The following is a 17,993-nucleotide window of genomic DNA, read 5'->3' on the forward strand; positions in this document are numbered from 1 at the left end:
ACTTTTGACAAATGACTTTTGACTTTTGACAAATGACTTTTGACAAATTGTATCGAGGTACAGGCAAATATTAAATTTTTTGTCAAAAAATAATTTGTTTCAAAGTTTACAAGGGATTTCTTGGAAGAAGTGAATGTATCATTCTTATCTCCCGCTCTCTTGTATGACTTATAGCCTTAGAATTGCTGATATGCCCATGACCGAACGTCCGCGTGAGCGATTGTTGACATACGGTCCCAAAGTTTTGGCTACAGCCGAGTTGATAGCAATTCTGCTAGGCACCGGTCAAGGAGCCGGAAAACTTTCTGCTGTGGGTTTAGGGCAGTACATTTTGAACGAACTGGGGAAACACCAGCGTGAGAATGAGCCTTTAACGATTTTGCGAGATGTCAGCGCCGCACAGTTAATGCAAATCCATGGTATAAAAGCTGCGAAAGCAGCAACCATTGTGGCAGCAATTGAATTGGGTAAAAGAGCATTTCTATCTCGTCCTGGAGAAAAAACGATCGTTGATAGCCCAGCAGTGGCTGCTGCAGCCCTCAGCCAAGACCTAATGTGGCAAAATCAGGAGAGGTTTGCTGTTGTTCTGTTGGATGTGAAAAACCGTTTGTTAGGAACGCAAGTCATTACAATTGGCACTGCAACAGAAACTTTGGCACCGCCGAGGGAAATTTTTAGAGAGACGATCAGGCAAGGAGCGACTCGGTTGATCGTAGCCCACAATCATCCATCTGGAAATCTTGAACCCAGTCAAGCCGATATTGAATTAACCCGTCAGTTACTCGTTGGGGCAAACTTATTGGGCATTCCTTTACTCGACCACCTGATTTTAGGTGATGGAACTCACCAGAGTTTGCGGGAAATTACAACTTTGTGGGAAGAATGCCCGCAGGGAGATTGAGAAAGTTTAACCTTTTTCTTGGAAAATCATAAGTGTCCTAATTTACCGATATTAACTCATCCTATGGACACGATTAAGTACGTTCTGAGTGAAAACCAAATGCCTACAGCCTGGTACAACATCCAGGCTGACTTGCCACAAAGTTTACCACCAGTTTTAAATCCTGGTACTGGTAAGCCAGTTACACCAGACGATTTGTTACCTCTGTTTCCCTTGGCACTGATCGAGCAAGAAGTTAGCCAACAAAGATGGATTGACATACCAGATGAAGTTCGCTCTATTTATTGTCAATGGCGACCCACTCCTCTTTACCGTGCTCGTCGTTTAGAAAAAGCTTTGGATACACCCGCGAAAATTTACTACAAGTATGAAGGTGTTAGTCCTTCTGGAAGCCACAAACCAAACACTGCAGTTCCCCAGGCTTACTATAATAAACAAGCTGGAGTAAAAAAGCTAACCACTGAAACAGGAGCGGGACAGTGGGGATCGTCTTTAGCTTTTGCCGGTGCGCTCTTCGATCTAGAAGTTTTAGTTTACATGGTTAAGGTCAGCTACCAGCAAAAACCTTACCGCCGAGCATTAATGGAAAGCTACGGTGCGAGGGTCGTTGCTAGCCCAAGCCCTGAAACTGAAGCCGGACGCAAAATTCTGGCAGAATATCCTAATAGCACGGGTAGTCTGGGAATTGCTATCAGTGAAGCTGTAGAAGTCGCTGCTGCTGATGAATACACTAAGTATGCTTTAGGCAGTGTTCTCAATCACGTACTGCTACATCAAACTGTCACTGGGCTAGAAGCACTGACTCAATTAGAGATGGCAGGAGATTACCCCGATATTGTCATTGGCTGCACGGGTGGCGGTAGCAACTTTGCAGGAATTACCTTTCCATTTATCGGTGCTAAACTTCGAGGAGAACGAGATATACAAGTCATTGCTGTCGAACCAGCTGCGTGTCCCTCATTAACTCGTGGCAAATACGCTTATGATTTTGGCGATACCGCCCACCTGACTCCACTCACCAAGATGCACACTTTGGGTAGCGGTTTTGTACCAGAAGGCATTCATGCTGGAGGCTTACGCTATCATGGTATGGCTCCTCTGGTAAGCCATATTGTGAATTTGGGATTAGTTCAACCGCGTGCTGAATACCAACTCGGTTGCTTTGCGGCTGGATTAACTTTTGCACGCGCAGAAGGAATTTTGCCAGCACCAGAAGCTAACCATGCAGTCAAAGCAGCCATTGATGAGGCTTTGCGCTGCAAGTCAACTGGAGTGAGCAAGACTATTTTATTCAATCTTTGCGGTCACGGGCACTTTGATATGCAAGCTTATATCGATTATCAAGCAGGACAGCTTGTTGATACCGAATATAGTGCTTCTGAGGTGGCAATGGCGCTAGCCGGATTACCTGTAGTTGAGTAAGTAGTTCATTGAATTCGGGAACAGGGAACGTTTGTTGTTCCTCTCGTTCCCAGGTTCTACCTGGGAACGAGTTGGTACAAGTTTTTGAATTTTTTGTGGAACTTTCTTCTGGAACTGGGCATCATAGGCAAGGTGCTTATGGAATAATAATATGTATCAATTGTTACGATGCTTTGGTTGGGCTTTAGCAACTTTTTGGGGTATGTTAGCACTCGCTAACTTTGGGACTCCGGCGATCGCAACAACTTTCATCATTTGGGCGCTTTTGTTTTTGCCTCCGCTTTACCAAAACACAAAAATGTATGACTTAAACAAGAACATTCTCTGGCGGGTTGTTATCTTTATCTTTGCTCCTGTAATGATTCCTATAATAATGTCTGTTAATGTCACATTGCCTTAACTTTGTCCCTAGAGAGCTTTATACTGTCCTAATTCCCCCAAATTCCTTAAAAGTGTCACATGACTGAACAAGAATTGTTGGAAGCCATGAAACTCACGATTATTGCTAGAGACTGGCAAGGTTATCTGAGTTTTCGCCGTCAGCTAATCGCTCTCAATCCCAAATTTCAAAGCAAAATGCGGGCATTCTACGGTGAACTATCGGATACCGATTTAATTGCGTATGCAGATTACTTCGGTTTCGACCAAAAACTACCAAATCATATAAAGGAATACCTGAAAATTAAGGAAAAAGCCAAACAAGAAGAAAGGGAAAGGCTTGCACAAGAAAGAACGGCAGCCTGGGAAGCAAAAGCCAAAAGCTTGAAACCAATACTACGCAAACCTTCTAACGATTAAAAGTGGTAGAACATTAAATTAGCTGTATCTTTGTTTCCATTGCATATTAATTTATAGCAAAAAAACTTGACAAAAATAATTTATCATGGTTAACGTGGGGAGTCGGGCTTTTAAACAGCCTTTAACGATCGCTTGGCTCGCATTTAAGATTTGGTTGATAGTTTTATATTGTGAAGCTAAATTGAGCTTTGCAAGATGAAGAAAAACTGCTGGTTGTTGCTATCAGTTGCTCGGCATGGGAACTGCATCAACTGGAAACAGATGTGAGGAGAAAAGTATATGCAGCGATTTAATGTTGAGCAATTGCTATCAAGTGCAATGAGACGGCGGCAGTTTTTAATTGGCGCAGGAGCTGTAACCGGGTTTGCGATCGCCAATCAGTTTCCCAGAAAAGTCAATGCTCAACCCAAATTTTCTACATATCCATTTAGTTTGGGTGTTGCGTCAGGAGATCCATTGCCTAAGAGCGTAATTTTATGGACGCGGCTTGCACCAGAGCCTTTGATTGAAGGAGGTGGAATGCCAAAGCAAAACGTTCCAGTGCAGTGGCAAGTTGCAACTGATGAAAAGATGCAACAAGTTGTCCGCAGTGGTACGGTAATGGCAATTCCAGAGTTTGCCCACTCCGTTCATGTTGAGGTAATGGGGCTAGAACCCAATCGCTGGTACTGGTATCAATTCCGTGTAGGTAAGGAAGAGAGCCAAATTGGGCGCACCCGTACTGCACCAGTTCCAGGCGATTTCCTCAGCGAGCTAAATTTTGCCTTTGTGACTTGCCAAAAGTGGGAAGATGGCTTCTATTCTGCTTACCGCAACCTAGCTCAAGAAGATTTAGATTTAGTCTTCCACTTAGGTGACTACATTTACGAGTATGGTATCAATCCTGGTGGTGTACGTAATGCCTCTTTGCCAGAGCAATTTCAGCAAGAGACAACCACATTAGAACACCTTTGCTTCCTTCGTGGTTGAGAATGGTCGTCCCGGCGCTCAACCAGCATAACCTTTGAAAGTAGGGAGTAGGGAGTAGGGAGTAGGGAGTAGGGATGGGCTTCTCATGGATTTTGTAAAGTAGAAAGCCAAAAACTTTAAAAATGTTTAACATAATATAGCAATCCTAAATCATTTGTGAAACGTTAGAACTTTGACTTCTTTGAGAAGTCGGAGTTCTGGACATCATGAATTTCATCAATCAATAGGATTGCTTTTGTTAAGAGTAACTAGCGTGCATTATGCTATTGAGTAGAGAAAAAACAGCATTTTACTTGAAAGATTTGGAAACGCCAGTAGGCAAAGCTGTTAATCTTACTATTGCCGGGTTGGTTTTACTGTCATCAGGAATTTTTGTAGCGGAAACATATAATATTCCTGAGATTATTCGATTAAACCTAGATGCAATAGATACAGTCATATTGTTCGTTTTTGTAATAGAATATTTCCTCCGTCTTTGGAGTGCAGAAAATAAGGTTCAGTATATTTTTAGTCCATACGCACTGATTGACTTAATGGCAATCTTACCTGTTTTTATAGGAACGGTGGATATTCGCTTTATCCGACTGCTAAGGTGGTTTCGGATTTTAAGACTCATTAGGTTTATAGATAAAAAGTTTTTATTCAGTATTGATACTGAAGATGGCGTGATTTTTGCACGTATACTATTTACTCTATTTGCTATTATCTTTGTATACTCTGGCTTAATTTATCAAGTAGAACATCCCGTAAATCCAAAAGTTTTTGTAACTTTTTTGGATGCTTTTTATTTCTCTGTTGTCACCATGACAACTGTCGGGTTTGGTGATGTAACTCCTGTATCTGAATTAGGGCGTCTGCTGACGGTATTGATGATTTTGACTGGTGTTGCTCTGATTCCTTGGCAAGTGGGCGATCTGATTAAGCGATTATTCAAAACAGCCAATCAGGTAGAAACAACTTGTTCTGGTTGTGGTCTTCGTTTCCACGATGTGGATGCTAAATTTTGTAAGAGTTGTGGAACGAAGTTGCGTAGGTTGGGTTGAGGAACGAAACCCAACATTGAACCCTTATTGTTGGGTTTCGTTCCTCAACCCAATGAGCAAAATACATTTGGCGATTTAAGATTTACTTTATAAATAACCTCTTAATGGTATTACCTTATTTACATCCCTAAAAAATTTAGTATAGGAAATAACCTTTTTGACAATATTGCTTGCGGTAGAAGCATGATGTTCCCTAGTAAAATTATTGTAGATTGAAAAAAGTATGAATAATTCATCTCATATACAGGGTAAATGTACTCACCACGTTTCATACATTGCTTGGTGTCTATCACCGCAAGCATTGTTGCCGGAACTTTTCTACAATCCACTACTATAAATTCTGAAGGTAGTTTTACCAACGCTCGACAATCCCAAGCTCAAAAGGTGCAGGTATTATCAGTAGAATTTCCCCAACAACAAGTTCCTATTGTGAGGTTTCCTCGTGATGTCTATCCAGAGATAAAGTTTTCAGAAATTACGCAGCCACAAATTCAAGTGCAGGCAAATAAGCACTTAACTATAATTACGATACCAACCAGTCTATTATTTGAGTGCGGTAAGCATCACATTGCTGAAAAAGCAGAGAAGGCATTAAATCAAGTTAGCCAAGCAATAAACAATCGGTATTCAGGCAGTTGGTTGCAAATTTTGGGGCATACTGATTCTAAAGGTAGTAGCAAGGACAATCTCCAACTCTCAGAACAGAGGGCTGTAGCCGTACAGCAGTGGTTGAGCAAACAACATCACTTAAATGTATCTATGGTTACTACACAAGGTTATGGTGAAACTCAACCCATTGTATCAAATACGAGATTTGATTGTTTCGAGCGCGCCATTGCAAGGCAAAAGAACCGCCGTATTGAAATAGTTATTCAAAAGCTCGACCATCAGGTGTGATCTATAGTGGTTCTAATTATTACCTTAAAGATTTTTTTAAATACTGGCAAAAAAGTTTACATTTTTGCAGAAATAGAGTTTAATTTACCTAACCTAAAATAAGTAATTAAATTAAAAAATATAGTATAAAAATCGTTCTACTATTTCATCAGTAAAGGTTTGAACATTTTGCATCTACTATCATCGCTAGCATAAAGGCTTCTGTGCATCTACCAGACTTTTTTCTTTGTTAACAGCTAGCAGTTAACAGTCAACTATTCGTTTGAGGTTCATTGTGATGCTTCTGGCAGATGTGACAATTAATAGCACTTACAACCCACACCTTGTCTTACTTTCAATTGTCATAGCAGTTTTTGCTTCTTACACTGCTCTGGATCTTGCTAGACGGGTAAAAACAACTCAAGCAAAGGCTACACTGGCTTGGTTAATTGGCGGTGCTGTTGTTATGGGTACTGGTATCTGGTCGATGCATTTTGTTGCCATGCTAGCTTTTAGGTTGCCAATACCAATGGTCTATAACGTATCTACTGTTATCATCTCTGTGTTACCTGCGATTGTTGCTTGTGGCACAGCGCTTTTTCTTACCAGTTGTCAAACGTTAAGCAAGCAGCAATTGCTCGTTGGTGGGGTATTGATGGGCATTGGTATTGCGGCTATGCACTACATTGGAATGGCGGCAATGGAAATGGATGCAACCATTGACTACAATCCTTTTTTGTTTGCACTTTCTGTCACGATCGCAATAGGTGCGTCAATCGTAGCACTGTGGATTGTCTCTGAGCTAGGAGGACGATCTAGCAAAGGCAGTCGGTTGCCAAGAATTTTGAGTGCGCTGGTTATGGGAAGTGCGATCGCGGGAATGCATTATACAGGAATGGCTGCTGCTTCTTTTCACTCAACAAAGGCTGTCAATGCAGTTGCAACCGAAGCCATGAACATTTCCTTCAACTGGTTGGCGCTAAGTATCGATATTGCTACACTTGTCATTCTTAGTTTTACTCTCTTAACTTCTCATGTAGATCAAAAACTGATCGTTCAACAAGCGATGCTCTTACAACTCCAAGAAGCTGAAGCTTTGCGCTCCCAACTCTTTACAAAAATTGCCTTCCGCATTCGGCAATCCCTAAATGTTGACGACGTCTTAAGAACCTCTGTCCGTGAAGTCCGGCAAGCACTCATGATGGATCGAGTCATTATTTATCGCTTTAATCCCGATTGGACTGGCACGATTGTTGCCGAAGCAATAACATCTGATTGGGTAAAAACTTTGGGACAGACTGTGAACGCTCCATTCCTAAAAGAGTACATAGAAATGTACAAAAATGGTCGAGTCCGAGCAACTGATAACATTTACGAAGCAGGTTTTACAGATTGTCACAAAGAGATTTTAGAAGGATTTCAGATTAAATCAAATATAGTTGCGCCTATTGTTACCGATCGTGAGTTACTGGGTTTAATCTGCGGTCATCAATGTTCTGGATTCCGGAAATGGCAACAACGAGAAATTGATTTGTTCCAGCAATTAGCAACTCAAATTGGTATCGCTTTAGAACAAGCCTATCTTCTCCATAAACTACAGCAAGAACAGGAAGTTTTGAGACTGCGCGATCGCGCGATCGCCAACGCAAGCAATGCTATGGTCATTACCGATCCCCGCTTGCCTGACAATCCTATCATTTTTTGTAATCCTGCTTTTGAAAGCATAACAGGCTACTCACAACAGGAAATCATTGGTCGGAACTGTCGCTTTTTGCAAGGAGCAGAAACCGATCCAATGGCGATCGAGCAGATACGCGAAGCCATCAGATTCGGACATGAATGTCGGGTTATAGTTCAGAATTACCGTAAAGACGGTACTTCCTTCTGGAATGAACTGACAGTTTCTCCTGTCAGAGATACTTCAGGAAAAATTATAAATTTCATTGGGATACAGACTGACATAACTCAACGCAAGCGGGCGGAAGAAGAATTAAGGTTGAGTCAAGAAATTCTTCAACAGAATTTATTAGAATTCATTAATGATGTTGAAGAAGTCGCTCAAGGAGATCTGACAGTTCGGGCTAAAATTACAACTGGTGAAATTGGAATTGTATCTGATTTTTTCAATACTATTATTGCAAGCCAGAGAGACACAATTACACAGGTTAAGCAAGCAGCCCTACAGGTCACTTACTTTGTTGGAGAAAATTCCAAAGCAATTCGTAATTTAGCAGATGAAGCACTCGCACAAACCGAAGAAATTATTCGGACTTTGGATGAAGTTGAGCGAATGAATCAATCCATTCAAGCTGTAGCAGAAAGCGCTAACCAAACCACAGAAGTTGCTCGTACAGCATTAGATATAACCGTAGCTGCGGGACAAGCAATGGAACTAACAGTTTCTAGCATCTTAGATTTGCGACAAGTAGTTACACAAACAGCAGAAAAAGTCAAGCATTTTGGCGAATCATCCCAACAAATTTCCAAAGCAGTCACCTTGATTGAGCAAATCGCCATGCAAACGAACTTACTGTCTATAAATGCGAGTATTGAAGCGGCTCGTACTAATGATGAAACTCAGGGATTTGGGTTTGTAGCTCAAGAAATCAGTAAACTGGCAGTGCAGTCCACTCAAGCCAGCCAAGAAATTGAGATCGTAGCTCAAAACATCCAATCAGAAACCAATGAAGTTGTACGGGCAATAGAATTTGGCACAACTCGGGTTGTTGAAAGTGTTCAACTCGTGAAAAACACCAAACAAAGCTTAGAAAGGATTGTGGAAGTCTCTCATCAAATTGACAAATTAGTACAATTAATTTCTCAAGCAACAGTGTCTCAAGCAAGAACCTCTCAAGCTGTAGCTATTCTTATGAAAGAAATTGCTCAAGCTTCAGAACGCACGGCTAATTCATCATGTATTATATCTTTGTCTTTAGAACAAACCGTAGACCTGACGCAGCAATTGCAAAATTCCGTGAGTGTATTTAAAACTACAAGCACATAGTATGGTTCTAGACTGTCAAAACTGCTGTAATGTATATTTATCTCCTCCACTGCTAATATTTCAAGTCTTTGCGGTAGTATTGCCGCAGTGCTTCTTAGAGTGTGAAAACATGGCTGAGACTGTGTACGTTAATCCAACAGCAGGCAGTGACAGTGCGGCAGGTAGCCAACAAGCACCGTTAAAAACAATCACCCAAGCTCTTAAGCGAGCTTCATCGGGTAGTCAGATTCAATTGGCAGAGGGTTATTACAATGCTGCTAGCGGTGAAATCTTTCCGCTTGATGTTCCCGTTGCTGTCACGATTATAGGAAATGAAAGTAATAAAGGTAGTCATGTGTTGATTGAAGGGAGTGGTGAATATCGCAGCCCTACCTTAGCAAAGCAAAATGTTACCTTCATCTTGTCCTCCAATGTTACAGAACTTCGAGGCATAACCGTCACAAATCAGGCTAACCGTGGAGTTGGTGTTTGGATTGAATCAATTGCTTGTACCATTTCTAATTGTACTTTCATCAATTGTAACCGTGACGGTGTTTTTGCCTCTGGTAATGCTCATGTCACCATTACTGGTAGTTTATTTGCACAGAACGCTACCAATTGCATTTCCATTTTTCGCGACACTCAAGGAGATATTATAGGTAATATATTATATAAATCTGGTTTTGGTATGGTGATTGGCGATCGCGCTTCTCCCATTCTTACAGAAAATCATATTTACGAAAATCGCTCTGGAATTGTTGTCTCCGGTGATGCCCGCCCAGTATTGCGAAATAATATCAGTGAAAGAAATACTGAAGATGGTCTAACTGTAATTTCTAACGCCTTACCAGATTTAGGCAATACAAATGATTATGGAGGCAACATTTTGCGCCTCAATGGTAAGTTCGATTTGCAAAATTCTGGTTCTCACAGACTATTAGCTGTCGGCAATCAAGTAGACCCAGGTAAAATCAAGGGATACGTAGAATTAGTTTACAATCAAGCTCCTACATTGACTCCTAAACCAACATCCGTTTTTACCCAGATACCAAAACCCATACCCGCACTTCCTCAAGCACCTCCAGCCTTACCTGCGTTGCCACAAACTTCTATACCTACACTCATTTCTACGCCTGTTTCCACACCTATACCTAATTTTACATCTTTTGCATCTCCGCTCAAAGGATTAATTGATATTAAGAATCATTGGGCGGAGGAGTTTATTCAGAAATTATTTAAGTTGGAAATAGTCGTTGGTTTTCGCGATCGCACTTTCAAACCAGATGCTACCATGACGCGATCGCAATATGCTGCAATAGTAGTAAAAGCATTTAATCCACCTCCGAAACGGCAAGCGGTAGACTTTAAAGATGTGCCGGGGAGTTTTTGGGCTTATAAGGCAATACAGCAGGCATATGAAGGGCAGTTTATCTCAGCTTTTCCCAATAATACTTTCCGTCCCCATCTCAATATGAAACGATTGCAAGTGATTGTCTCTCTCGTCAATGGATTGGAATTAAGCACCGATAATTTTACTGCCAACAACGTTTATACTGATTGGGAAAAAATCCCAGAGTTTAAAAAGAGAGAGATAGTTATTGCTACGCAAAGAAGAATGGTTGTTAACTTTCCCAATCCAAAACATCTCAATCCCAACCGAGATGCTACCCGTGCTGAAGTGGCAGTTATGGTTTATCAAGCATTAGTGGATGTCCGTCAAGAAGAGGCGATTAACTCTCCTTATATAATATAGGGATTTTTACTCAATACTATAAAATCTTACTGGTTTTGAAAAAAAGTTCTTCTATCAAATGATATGTTCGCAAGAAACTGCAAAGGCAGTATTTCTAGCAGGTAGAATAGGGGTAAATTCGTGACATGACGGGGACTGTACGTAAAGAAAATTATATGCGCTCTCGATTGCTACCTTATGGAGTTGCGATTCTGGCAGCGACAGTCGCCTTTCTGCTAACACAACTGCTTCTACCGCAACTCAATCCTCTTATATTTCCGCTATTTTTTGCTGCTGTTGCAGCTACTGCTTGGTATGGGGGTTTGAAACCGGGATTGCTCGCGATCGCCTTGTCTGTTGTTTACAGCGGCTACTTCTTTATTGAGCCGATGCACTCATTTGCCATTACTAGTATAAATCTCTTAGTGCAATTGTTTGCATTCTCGCTAGTGTCATTTTTTATCGCGTTACTTTGCACGCAATTACGGCTTGCCAACCAAAAAACCAAGGCAAACTTAAGGGCGCTGCGGGAAGCCAATCTGCGAATTACGCGGACTTTGGAAAGCACGAGAGATGCTTTTGTAGCGGTTAACCGTGACTGGCGGATCGTTTACCAAAATGCGGAAGCCGAGAGAATTAACAGCAAACCTCGTACAGAAGTCATTGGTAAGACTTACTGGGAGGAGTGGCCTGTATCGGTAGGAACAAACTTAGAATATCAGTATCGACGGGCAATGGTAGAACAGATTCCCGTCCACTTTGAGCATCACTTCTACCAAGCTCCCAGATATAATCTGTGGCTTGAAATTGACGCTTATCCTCATGAAGATGGTCTTGACATTTTCTTCCGAGATATCACTCATCGCAAACAAGCAGAAGTTGCCTTGCGAGAGAGCGAGGAACGCATACAACTTGCTATTAAAGTGGCTCGGTTGGGAACTTGGCGCTACGACATCGACACAAATCTTGTGGAACTAGACGAAAGGATGCGCGAGATTTGGGGCGAGCCGAAGGATGCAGTCACAATTCCCCTTCCAAGAGTGATGGAACGGATACATCCTGATGATAGAACACGCTTATCGACTGCGATCGCAACAGCGCTCGATCCCGCGCTGTCAGGTAATTATGAAATTGATTACCGCATTGCGTGGGATGATGGCAGCGAGCGGTGGGTTTCAGCCAACGGGCAGGTACAATTCGAGGGAGATGGAGTCGCCCGACGAGCAGTTAGTTTCATTGGAACTGCACTTGATATTACCGAGCGCAAACAAACTGAAGCAACCCTGCGGCAAAGTGAAGAACGCTATCGTTATTTAGCAGAATCGATCCCGCAACTGGTTTGGACTGCCAACAGCGATGGAATACTGATTGATGTCAATCAACGCTGGTCAGATTTTACTGGGTTAACCCTAACCCAAGCACAAACCTTCGGCTGGGAAGCGATTGTACATCCTGATGATGTCCCAACTCTGAGCCAAAATTGGGTAGCCGCGCAACAGGCAGGTGCAAACTATCGAGCTGAAGGTCGAATGCGACGGGCAGATGGAGCTTATCGCTGGTATTTGCATCAAGCTGTACCACTAAAAAACGAACAAGGGCAGGTTATTAAATGGTTTGGCACAGCAACAGATATCGAAGCTCAAAAACAACTTGACCAACAGCGCCAGTGGCTGCTCGAGCAAGAGCAAGCTGCCCGTGCGGAAGCTGAAACTGCTAACCGGATCAAAGATGAGTTTTTAGCAGTGTTATCTCACGAGTTGAGATCTCCCCTCAATCCTATCTTAGGTTGGTCTCAGTTACTCCTTAGCGGTAAGTTAGATGCAACAAAAACGGTTCAGGCGCTACAAACTATCGAGCGCAACGCCAAACTCCAAGCACAACTGATTGAAGATTTATTAGACGTTTCTCGCATCCTACGTGGCAAACTGAGCCTTGAAATGGTACCCGTGAATTTGGCATTGACGATTGAAGCAGCTATAGAAACAGTAAGATTGGCGGCTCAAGCCAAGTCCATTCAAATTGATACAGTCTTTGACTCAAAAATCACGCAAGTTTTAGGAGATTCAGCTAGATTACAGCAAGTGATTTGGAATTTGCTGACTAACGCCGTTAAATTCACTTCACCGGGCGGACAGGTAGAAATTCGATTAGAGTCCATTGACTGGCAGGCTAAAATTACAGTCAGCGATACGGGCAAAGGCATTCATCCTGACTTTCTGCCCTATGTGTTCGAGTACTTCCGTCAGGCAGATGCGACGACAACCAGGAAGTTTGGCGGATTGGGGTTAGGATTGGCGATTGTCCGTCACTTAGTCGAACTACATGGTGGTACTGTTCGAGCCGAAAGCCCAGGGGAAGGGCTTGGAGCTACTTTTACTGTTGCTTTACCGCTTTTAGAAGACAAAAGCATAAAAAATGAAGATAATTCCTCTTGCGCCATAGATGAGGCATTACCTCTAAGTGGTGTGCAGGTGCTTGTTGTTGATGATGAGGCAGACTCAAGAGAGTTGATTGCTTTTATCTTAGAACAACGTGGTGCGATCGTCACAGAAGTTGCTTCCGCACTTGAAGCACTCCAAGTCATAGCAAAGATTCAACCTGATGTATTAGTCAGTGATATAGGGATGCCGGATATGGATGGCTATACGCTAATGCGACAAATCCGAGCAATGCCAAGCAAGCAAATTCATCAGATAAAAGCGATCGCTCTCACTGCTTACGCAGGAGAGATAAATCAGCAACAAGCACTTGCTGTGGGGTTTCAACGCCATATTGCCAAGCCAGTAGATCCCGATCGATTAGTTCAAGCGATCGTCAATCTGGTGAATTTGGCATCATCCCATTGAAAATGGGAAAAGCATATGACATGAACTTGGGTAGGTTGAGTTTCATATTTGTACTAGTTTGTTTTGAGAACAAACTGTAACTTTTTCAATAATTCATTCGATGTGTAAGGCTTTGATAAAAAGGTTGTGATGCTGTTCCCAAAAATTTTAGCCATCTGAGAAATCCACACAAGTCCGCTGATACCAATAATCTTAAGCTGTGGATTAATTTTTTTTAACACTCTAATCGTAGTTGAACCATCCATTGACGACATCATCATATCAATTAACACAACACTAATTTCTTTCTGATGTTGTGTATACAGCCTTACTGCCTCAATTCCATCCTTAGCAATTAAAACCCGATATCCATAGGTTTCCAACACAGTTTTAGTCACCTCACAAATTGAATCTTCGTCATCAACAAAAAGAACCAACTGTTCAAACCCAACTGGTAATTTATCATTATGTGTGAAGCAACTTTCTGTTTGATTTGTTAGCGTTACAGGCAAGTACACCTGAAATTCTGTTCCCTTTCCGACCTCACTAACAACGTTGACAAAACCCCCGTGACTTTTCACAATGCCTATGACAGTTGAAAGACCAAGCCCCGTGCCTTTGCCGACTTCTTTTGTTGTAAAAAATGGTTCAAAAATTCGCTCGATAATTTCTCTTTCTATCCCACATCCTGTATCAGATACTGTAATAACAACGTATAAACCCTCCTTAGCCTCAATATTCATTCGGGCATAACGAGCATCAATCCAAAGATTTTTGGCAGAAATTTCGAGGATACCACCATTAGGCATAGCATCACGAGCATTAATGCAAAGATTCATCAGGAGTTGGTGCAGTTGGGTTGCATTGCTTTTGATAGTCCAAAGGTTTTGTGCTATTACATTGCTGCGAACTTCTATACTTTTGGGAAATGTCTGTTTAATAATATGCTCAACTTCTGAGATAATCTGTTCTACGTGTAAGGTTGTACGCTCACCGTCAACACCGCGTGCAAATGACAGGACCTGTTTTACCAAATTTACCCCACGTTGTATATTTGTTTTAACAATCGAAAGCCACTGCTGACTTTGTTCATCCAAAAGTTTCCTTTCTAAAAGTTGAACGCTCAGTAGCATTGGTGTGAAGGTATTGTTGAGGTCATGAGCAATACCGCTTGCTAAAGTACCGATACTTTCTAGGCGCTGAACTCGGAGAAACTGTACTTCAAGTTGTTTTTTCTCGGTAATGTCAGTGTTAACTGTAAGAATAGATACTGGCTGCCCATCTTCATCATAGACTAAAGTCCAACGGCTTGCGACGATAATTTCCTGACCTTCCTTGGTGATCTGACGTAACTCTCCTTGCCATGAGCCACACTCAGCTAAACTTGTTTGAATATCTTGAAGTTGAGTCATAGTTTTGCGTTTGTATAAAAGCTCATTAACATTCTTACCTATCGCTTCTGTTGCGCTCCATCCGTACAGACGTTCAGCGCCTTTGTTCCAAAATCGGATTTGGTTGTCAAACAATTGAATTTGGTTATTCAAGTCTCGCACGAGAATCGCATCTGTCGTAATATCAAGCAGTTTGGCTTGTTCGCGGATTTTCTGTTCTGCTTGCTCGCGCTCCTCTTGTGCTTGTTTGCGATCGCTAATATCAATAATAAAGCCAACCATGCGAGCAATATTGCCTGCACTGTCTAAAACAAAGTACCCTTTATCCTCAACTGTGATGTAAGTACCATCTTTGCGAAGGACGCGATATTCTAGATGAAATGGCTTTTTTGTGGATAAAACGTGGTTAATTTCTCGATTAAATAAGTTTTTATCTTGGGGATGAACGAGCTCTTGCCAGTGGTTCAAATCTCCTGACATTTCCTCTAGAGTATAGCCTAATATCTGCTCTAAGTTGCCTCCATAGGTAACTTCATGAGTATGAGGGTTTGAGGCAGTTAACCAAAAATCTTGAGAAAGTTAGATAATTCTATAGAAAGCAACGTAAAATCTCTAGAAAATGAAAAAATACTTAGCGATTGGAGAGGTCGCAAAACTCAAAGGGGTAAGAGTAGAAACTGCTCATAATTGGACAAACTCAGGAAAATTGGAGTTGATCACAACAGATGGAGGGCATAGGCGATATCCTATTGAACAGTTTCTTGCCCAATCCAACCAAGAATCTAGAATAACTATTCTTTATGCATTCGTTACGTTCTCACGACCAAAAAGAAGACTTGGAGCGGAGCGTGTCAAGTTCTACAATCTTTTTATCCCAATGCCGAACTTATTAAAGATTTGGTTCGGGGACTTAACTATAAAAAGAAGGGATTGACACGTGTTATTACCTTGATAACTCAAGGATTAGTAGCAGAATTAGTGATTACTCATAAAGATAGGCTATTAAGATTTGGGAGCACCTTGTCTTTTCACTATGCGAACAGTTTGGAACGAAAGTGACGATACGATTGGCAGCCAACAGAGACGACCTTTGAACAAGACTTAGCGACTGATGTATTGGAGATTATCACAGTTTTCTCAGCGCGTCTTTATGGCTCCCGTAGTCGAAAAACCTCAAAATCATGAGAGAACTGCACGAGATATCTTGGCAAGATATTTAAAAAAATCTGGTGTTGACCTTGCCAAATCTCTCTATATCTGTGATAGGATTTATAGACGCGCACGCATTGGATGTTAGTGTGGCAGAATCAACCAAAAGCTATACAGACCAAATAGATTTTTGGCATTGGGGAGAATTATTTACTATTTCCAATTTAATGGATTCTGCCCGCCATCATTGCCTGTCCATGATTTTGGTAGGAAAAAGCAAGCTTGATTGTAATAAAGAATTACAACGCTTATTCAATATCAACAAGCGATACAGCAATTCCATATATACTGAAGTTCAAGGAATTGTCACCAATGTTAACAAGAACAGAGCCAATCACATCAAATTCTTAGAAGGTCAGATTAAATCGATAAAATCGGATATGAAAAAACGTTCTAAGCAAATTAAAGAATTCGCCAAACAAGAAAATATCTTAAAAAATCAGAAAAAAGGATTTAAAACCAGTAAAACCAAAATCAAAAAGGCGTGTAGCATTTACGCAAGGCAACGTCAAACAACGCAACTCCAAGACGCGAAATTTGGATTACATCAAAAGAAGCGTCGATTGCACCTACTACAGTCACAATTAGCTCATTTGAAGTCCACATCACCAAAGTATGTATTACCAGACAATGACAGCTTTATATTGGTTGGCAGCAAGGACGAGTCATCAGGCAATCAATTAGCACAATTTGATTACATTGAAAAAACTGATAACTTTGTGCTTTCTATCCGTACTCCCTACGCGCTAGAAGAAAGATTGGGTGGCGACTACATTCGGATTGATGGATTGAACTTTAAGTATGGCAAACACAATCTGGTTGAATCTATCTCAGAACGTTGCTATAAGGTAAAAACTAAGGACGGAACCGAGAAGTGGGCAATTGGTTATAGTGCCGTCACGCTCCGATTCTATTGGAAAGATAATTGTTGGTACGTTGCCGCCACAACGGATGTCAACCTACCAGAAATTACATCAGAGTATTTGTCTGGTTATGTAGGTGTTGACTTAAATGCAGATTCTATTGGTTGGGCAGTATGTGATGTCCAAGGTAATTTATTAGAATATGGAGATTATAAATTAGATTTACATTCCACTAGCTCCGATCGGAGGGAAGCTATCCTGAGAGATGCTGCAACATTTATTGCACTCAAAGCTAAAAAATACAATTTTCCAGTTGGATCTGAGAATTTGGATTTTTCGGAAAAGAAGAAGCAACTCAAGGAGAAAGGGAAAAAATATGCCAGGATGCTTTCATCATTTGGTTATACGCAATGGAACGAGGCTCTAGATAATGCGTGCTCAAAATATGGGATTTATCATAAGAAAGTGAATCCGGCTTTTAGCAGCACGATTGGAATGCTCAAATTCATGTCTATGTATGGCATGAATTCAGCGTCATCAGCAGCATTTGTTATTGCTCGTCGTGGTAGAAGATTTTCCGAACGATTGCCAAAACAACATCATTTACTTCATTCCAAGTCCGCCTATACCGATAAAAAGGTAAAGCACGTTTGGTCGCATTGGAGTAAAGTCGCCAAGAGTGTCAAAGGCACTCCTCGGCACCAATATTTTAATGCTCGTCCTCACAGGACACGAGTGGTTACGAGTCATTGTCACCCTACTTACTCTGTAGGTGGGGATGGACTTTTGCTCAATCCAATTCAATTGGAGCTATTCGAGCTTGGTGAAAACCCAAGGGGAAATGACACAGTAACCGTTGCTGTATCTAGGTCTAGAAAACCTCGTAGATGTGGGCAAACTTCATTTACCCAGATTTCTCTAGATTTAAATTAGCGGTTCCAGTCGTAGAGCATCTGACCACTCGCCTGAATGAGTGCTTCA

At 41.5% G+C, this 17,993-nt stretch carries 10 protein-coding genes and 3 pseudogenes; 12 read left to right on the forward strand and 1 reads right to left on the reverse strand.

The genetic code is table 11. The features are described from left to right. Positions 1-163 precede the first annotated feature (163 nt). From radC to F7734_RS25625, 10 genes and pseudogenes are all read left to right on the forward strand, one after another. The gene (gene radC, locus F7734_RS25580; RefSeq protein ID WP_155747457.1) at positions 164-901 is read left to right on the forward strand and encodes a DNA repair protein RadC; all 738 of its coding nucleotides are present in this window, start codon (positions 164-166) and stop codon (positions 899-901) included. 63 nt (positions 902-964) lie between these two features. Beyond that, complete coding sequence (locus F7734_RS25585) at positions 965-2,323, forward strand: TrpB-like pyridoxal phosphate-dependent enzyme (RefSeq protein WP_155747458.1); 1,359 nt, start codon at positions 965-967, stop codon at positions 2,321-2,323. A 151-nt stretch (positions 2,324-2,474) separates the two neighbouring features. Beyond that, positions 2,475-2,723 carry a hypothetical protein gene (locus tag F7734_RS25590; RefSeq protein WP_155747459.1) on the forward strand — a complete coding sequence of 83 codons (249 nt, stop codon included), beginning with the start codon at positions 2,475-2,477 and terminating at the stop codon, positions 2,721-2,723. Positions 2,724-2,782: 59 nt separating this feature from the next. Then, the gene (locus F7734_RS25595) at positions 2,783-3,121 is read left to right on the forward strand and encodes a hypothetical protein (RefSeq protein WP_155747460.1); all 339 of its coding nucleotides are present in this window, start codon (positions 2,783-2,785) and stop codon (positions 3,119-3,121) included. 279 nt (positions 3,122-3,400) lie between these two features. Next, positions 3,401-4,066: pseudogene (locus tag F7734_RS25600) on the forward strand (PhoD-like phosphatase N-terminal domain-containing protein); the annotation flags it as partial. A gap of 284 nt (positions 4,067-4,350) precedes the next feature. Next, entirely contained in the window at positions 4,351-5,133 is a 783-nt protein-coding gene (locus F7734_RS25605) for an ion transporter (protein WP_155747462.1), read from the forward strand. Between the two features lie 252 nt (positions 5,134-5,385). Then, the gene (locus tag F7734_RS25610) at positions 5,386-6,030 is read left to right on the forward strand and encodes an OmpA family protein (protein ID WP_155747463.1); all 645 of its coding nucleotides are present in this window, start codon (positions 5,386-5,388) and stop codon (positions 6,028-6,030) included. Between the two features lie 277 nt (positions 6,031-6,307). Further along, a complete protein-coding gene (locus tag F7734_RS25615) occupies positions 6,308-9,013 on the forward strand; it encodes an MHYT domain-containing protein (RefSeq protein ID WP_155747499.1) in 2,706 nt (901 codons plus the stop codon). Between the two features lie 109 nt (positions 9,014-9,122). Next, the gene (locus F7734_RS25620) at positions 9,123-10,745 is read left to right on the forward strand and encodes a DUF1565 domain-containing protein (RefSeq protein ID WP_155747464.1); all 1,623 of its coding nucleotides are present in this window, start codon (positions 9,123-9,125) and stop codon (positions 10,743-10,745) included. 125 nt (positions 10,746-10,870) lie between these two features. Continuing rightward, on the forward strand, positions 10,871-13,570 hold the full coding sequence (locus F7734_RS25625) for a PAS domain-containing protein (RefSeq protein ID WP_155747465.1): 2,700 nt from the start codon (positions 10,871-10,873) through the stop codon (positions 13,568-13,570). A 53-nt stretch (positions 13,571-13,623) separates the two neighbouring features. Here the strand turns inward: F7734_RS25625 and F7734_RS25630 are convergent. Beyond that, a pseudogene (locus tag F7734_RS25630) lies at positions 13,624-15,450 on the reverse strand (PAS domain-containing protein); the annotation flags it as partial. A 109-nt stretch (positions 15,451-15,559) separates the two neighbouring features. On the opposite strand from F7734_RS25630, the pseudogene F7734_RS25635 reads away from it, so the two are divergent. Both F7734_RS25635 and F7734_RS25640 read left to right on the forward strand, forming a co-directional pair. Further along, positions 15,560-16,125 (forward strand): annotated as a pseudogene (locus tag F7734_RS25635) (IS607 family transposase). 113 nt (positions 16,126-16,238) lie between these two features. Further along, a complete protein-coding gene (locus F7734_RS25640; RefSeq protein WP_155747467.1) occupies positions 16,239-17,945 on the forward strand; it encodes a hypothetical protein in 1,707 nt (568 codons plus the stop codon). Positions 17,946-17,993 lie beyond the last annotated feature (48 nt).

This window comes from Scytonema sp. UIC 10036, assembly GCF_009725235.1.

Excerpts from the sequence above, each read along its gene's own strand:
- F7734_RS25605 (WP_155747462.1), top strand. The coding sequence starts at position 4,351 with ATGCTATTGAGTAGAGAAAAAACAGCATTTTACTTGAAAGATTTGGAA.
- F7734_RS25615 (WP_155747499.1), top strand. The coding sequence starts at position 6,308 with ATGCTTCTGGCAGATGTGACAATTAATAGCACTTACAACCCACACCTT.
- F7734_RS25590 (WP_155747459.1), top strand. The coding sequence starts at position 2,475 with ATGTATCAATTGTTACGATGCTTTGGTTGGGCTTTAGCAACTTTTTGG.
- radC (WP_155747457.1), top strand. The coding sequence starts at position 164 with ATGACTTATAGCCTTAGAATTGCTGATATGCCCATGACCGAACGTCCG.
- F7734_RS25585 (WP_155747458.1), top strand. The coding sequence starts at position 965 with ATGGACACGATTAAGTACGTTCTGAGTGAAAACCAAATGCCTACAGCC.
- F7734_RS25595 (WP_155747460.1), top strand. The coding sequence starts at position 2,783 with ATGACTGAACAAGAATTGTTGGAAGCCATGAAACTCACGATTATTGCT.
- F7734_RS25620 (WP_155747464.1), top strand. The coding sequence starts at position 9,123 with ATGGCTGAGACTGTGTACGTTAATCCAACAGCAGGCAGTGACAGTGCG.
- F7734_RS25625 (WP_155747465.1), top strand. The coding sequence starts at position 10,871 with ATGACGGGGACTGTACGTAAAGAAAATTATATGCGCTCTCGATTGCTA.
- F7734_RS25610 (WP_155747463.1), top strand. The coding sequence starts at position 5,386 with ATGTACTCACCACGTTTCATACATTGCTTGGTGTCTATCACCGCAAGC.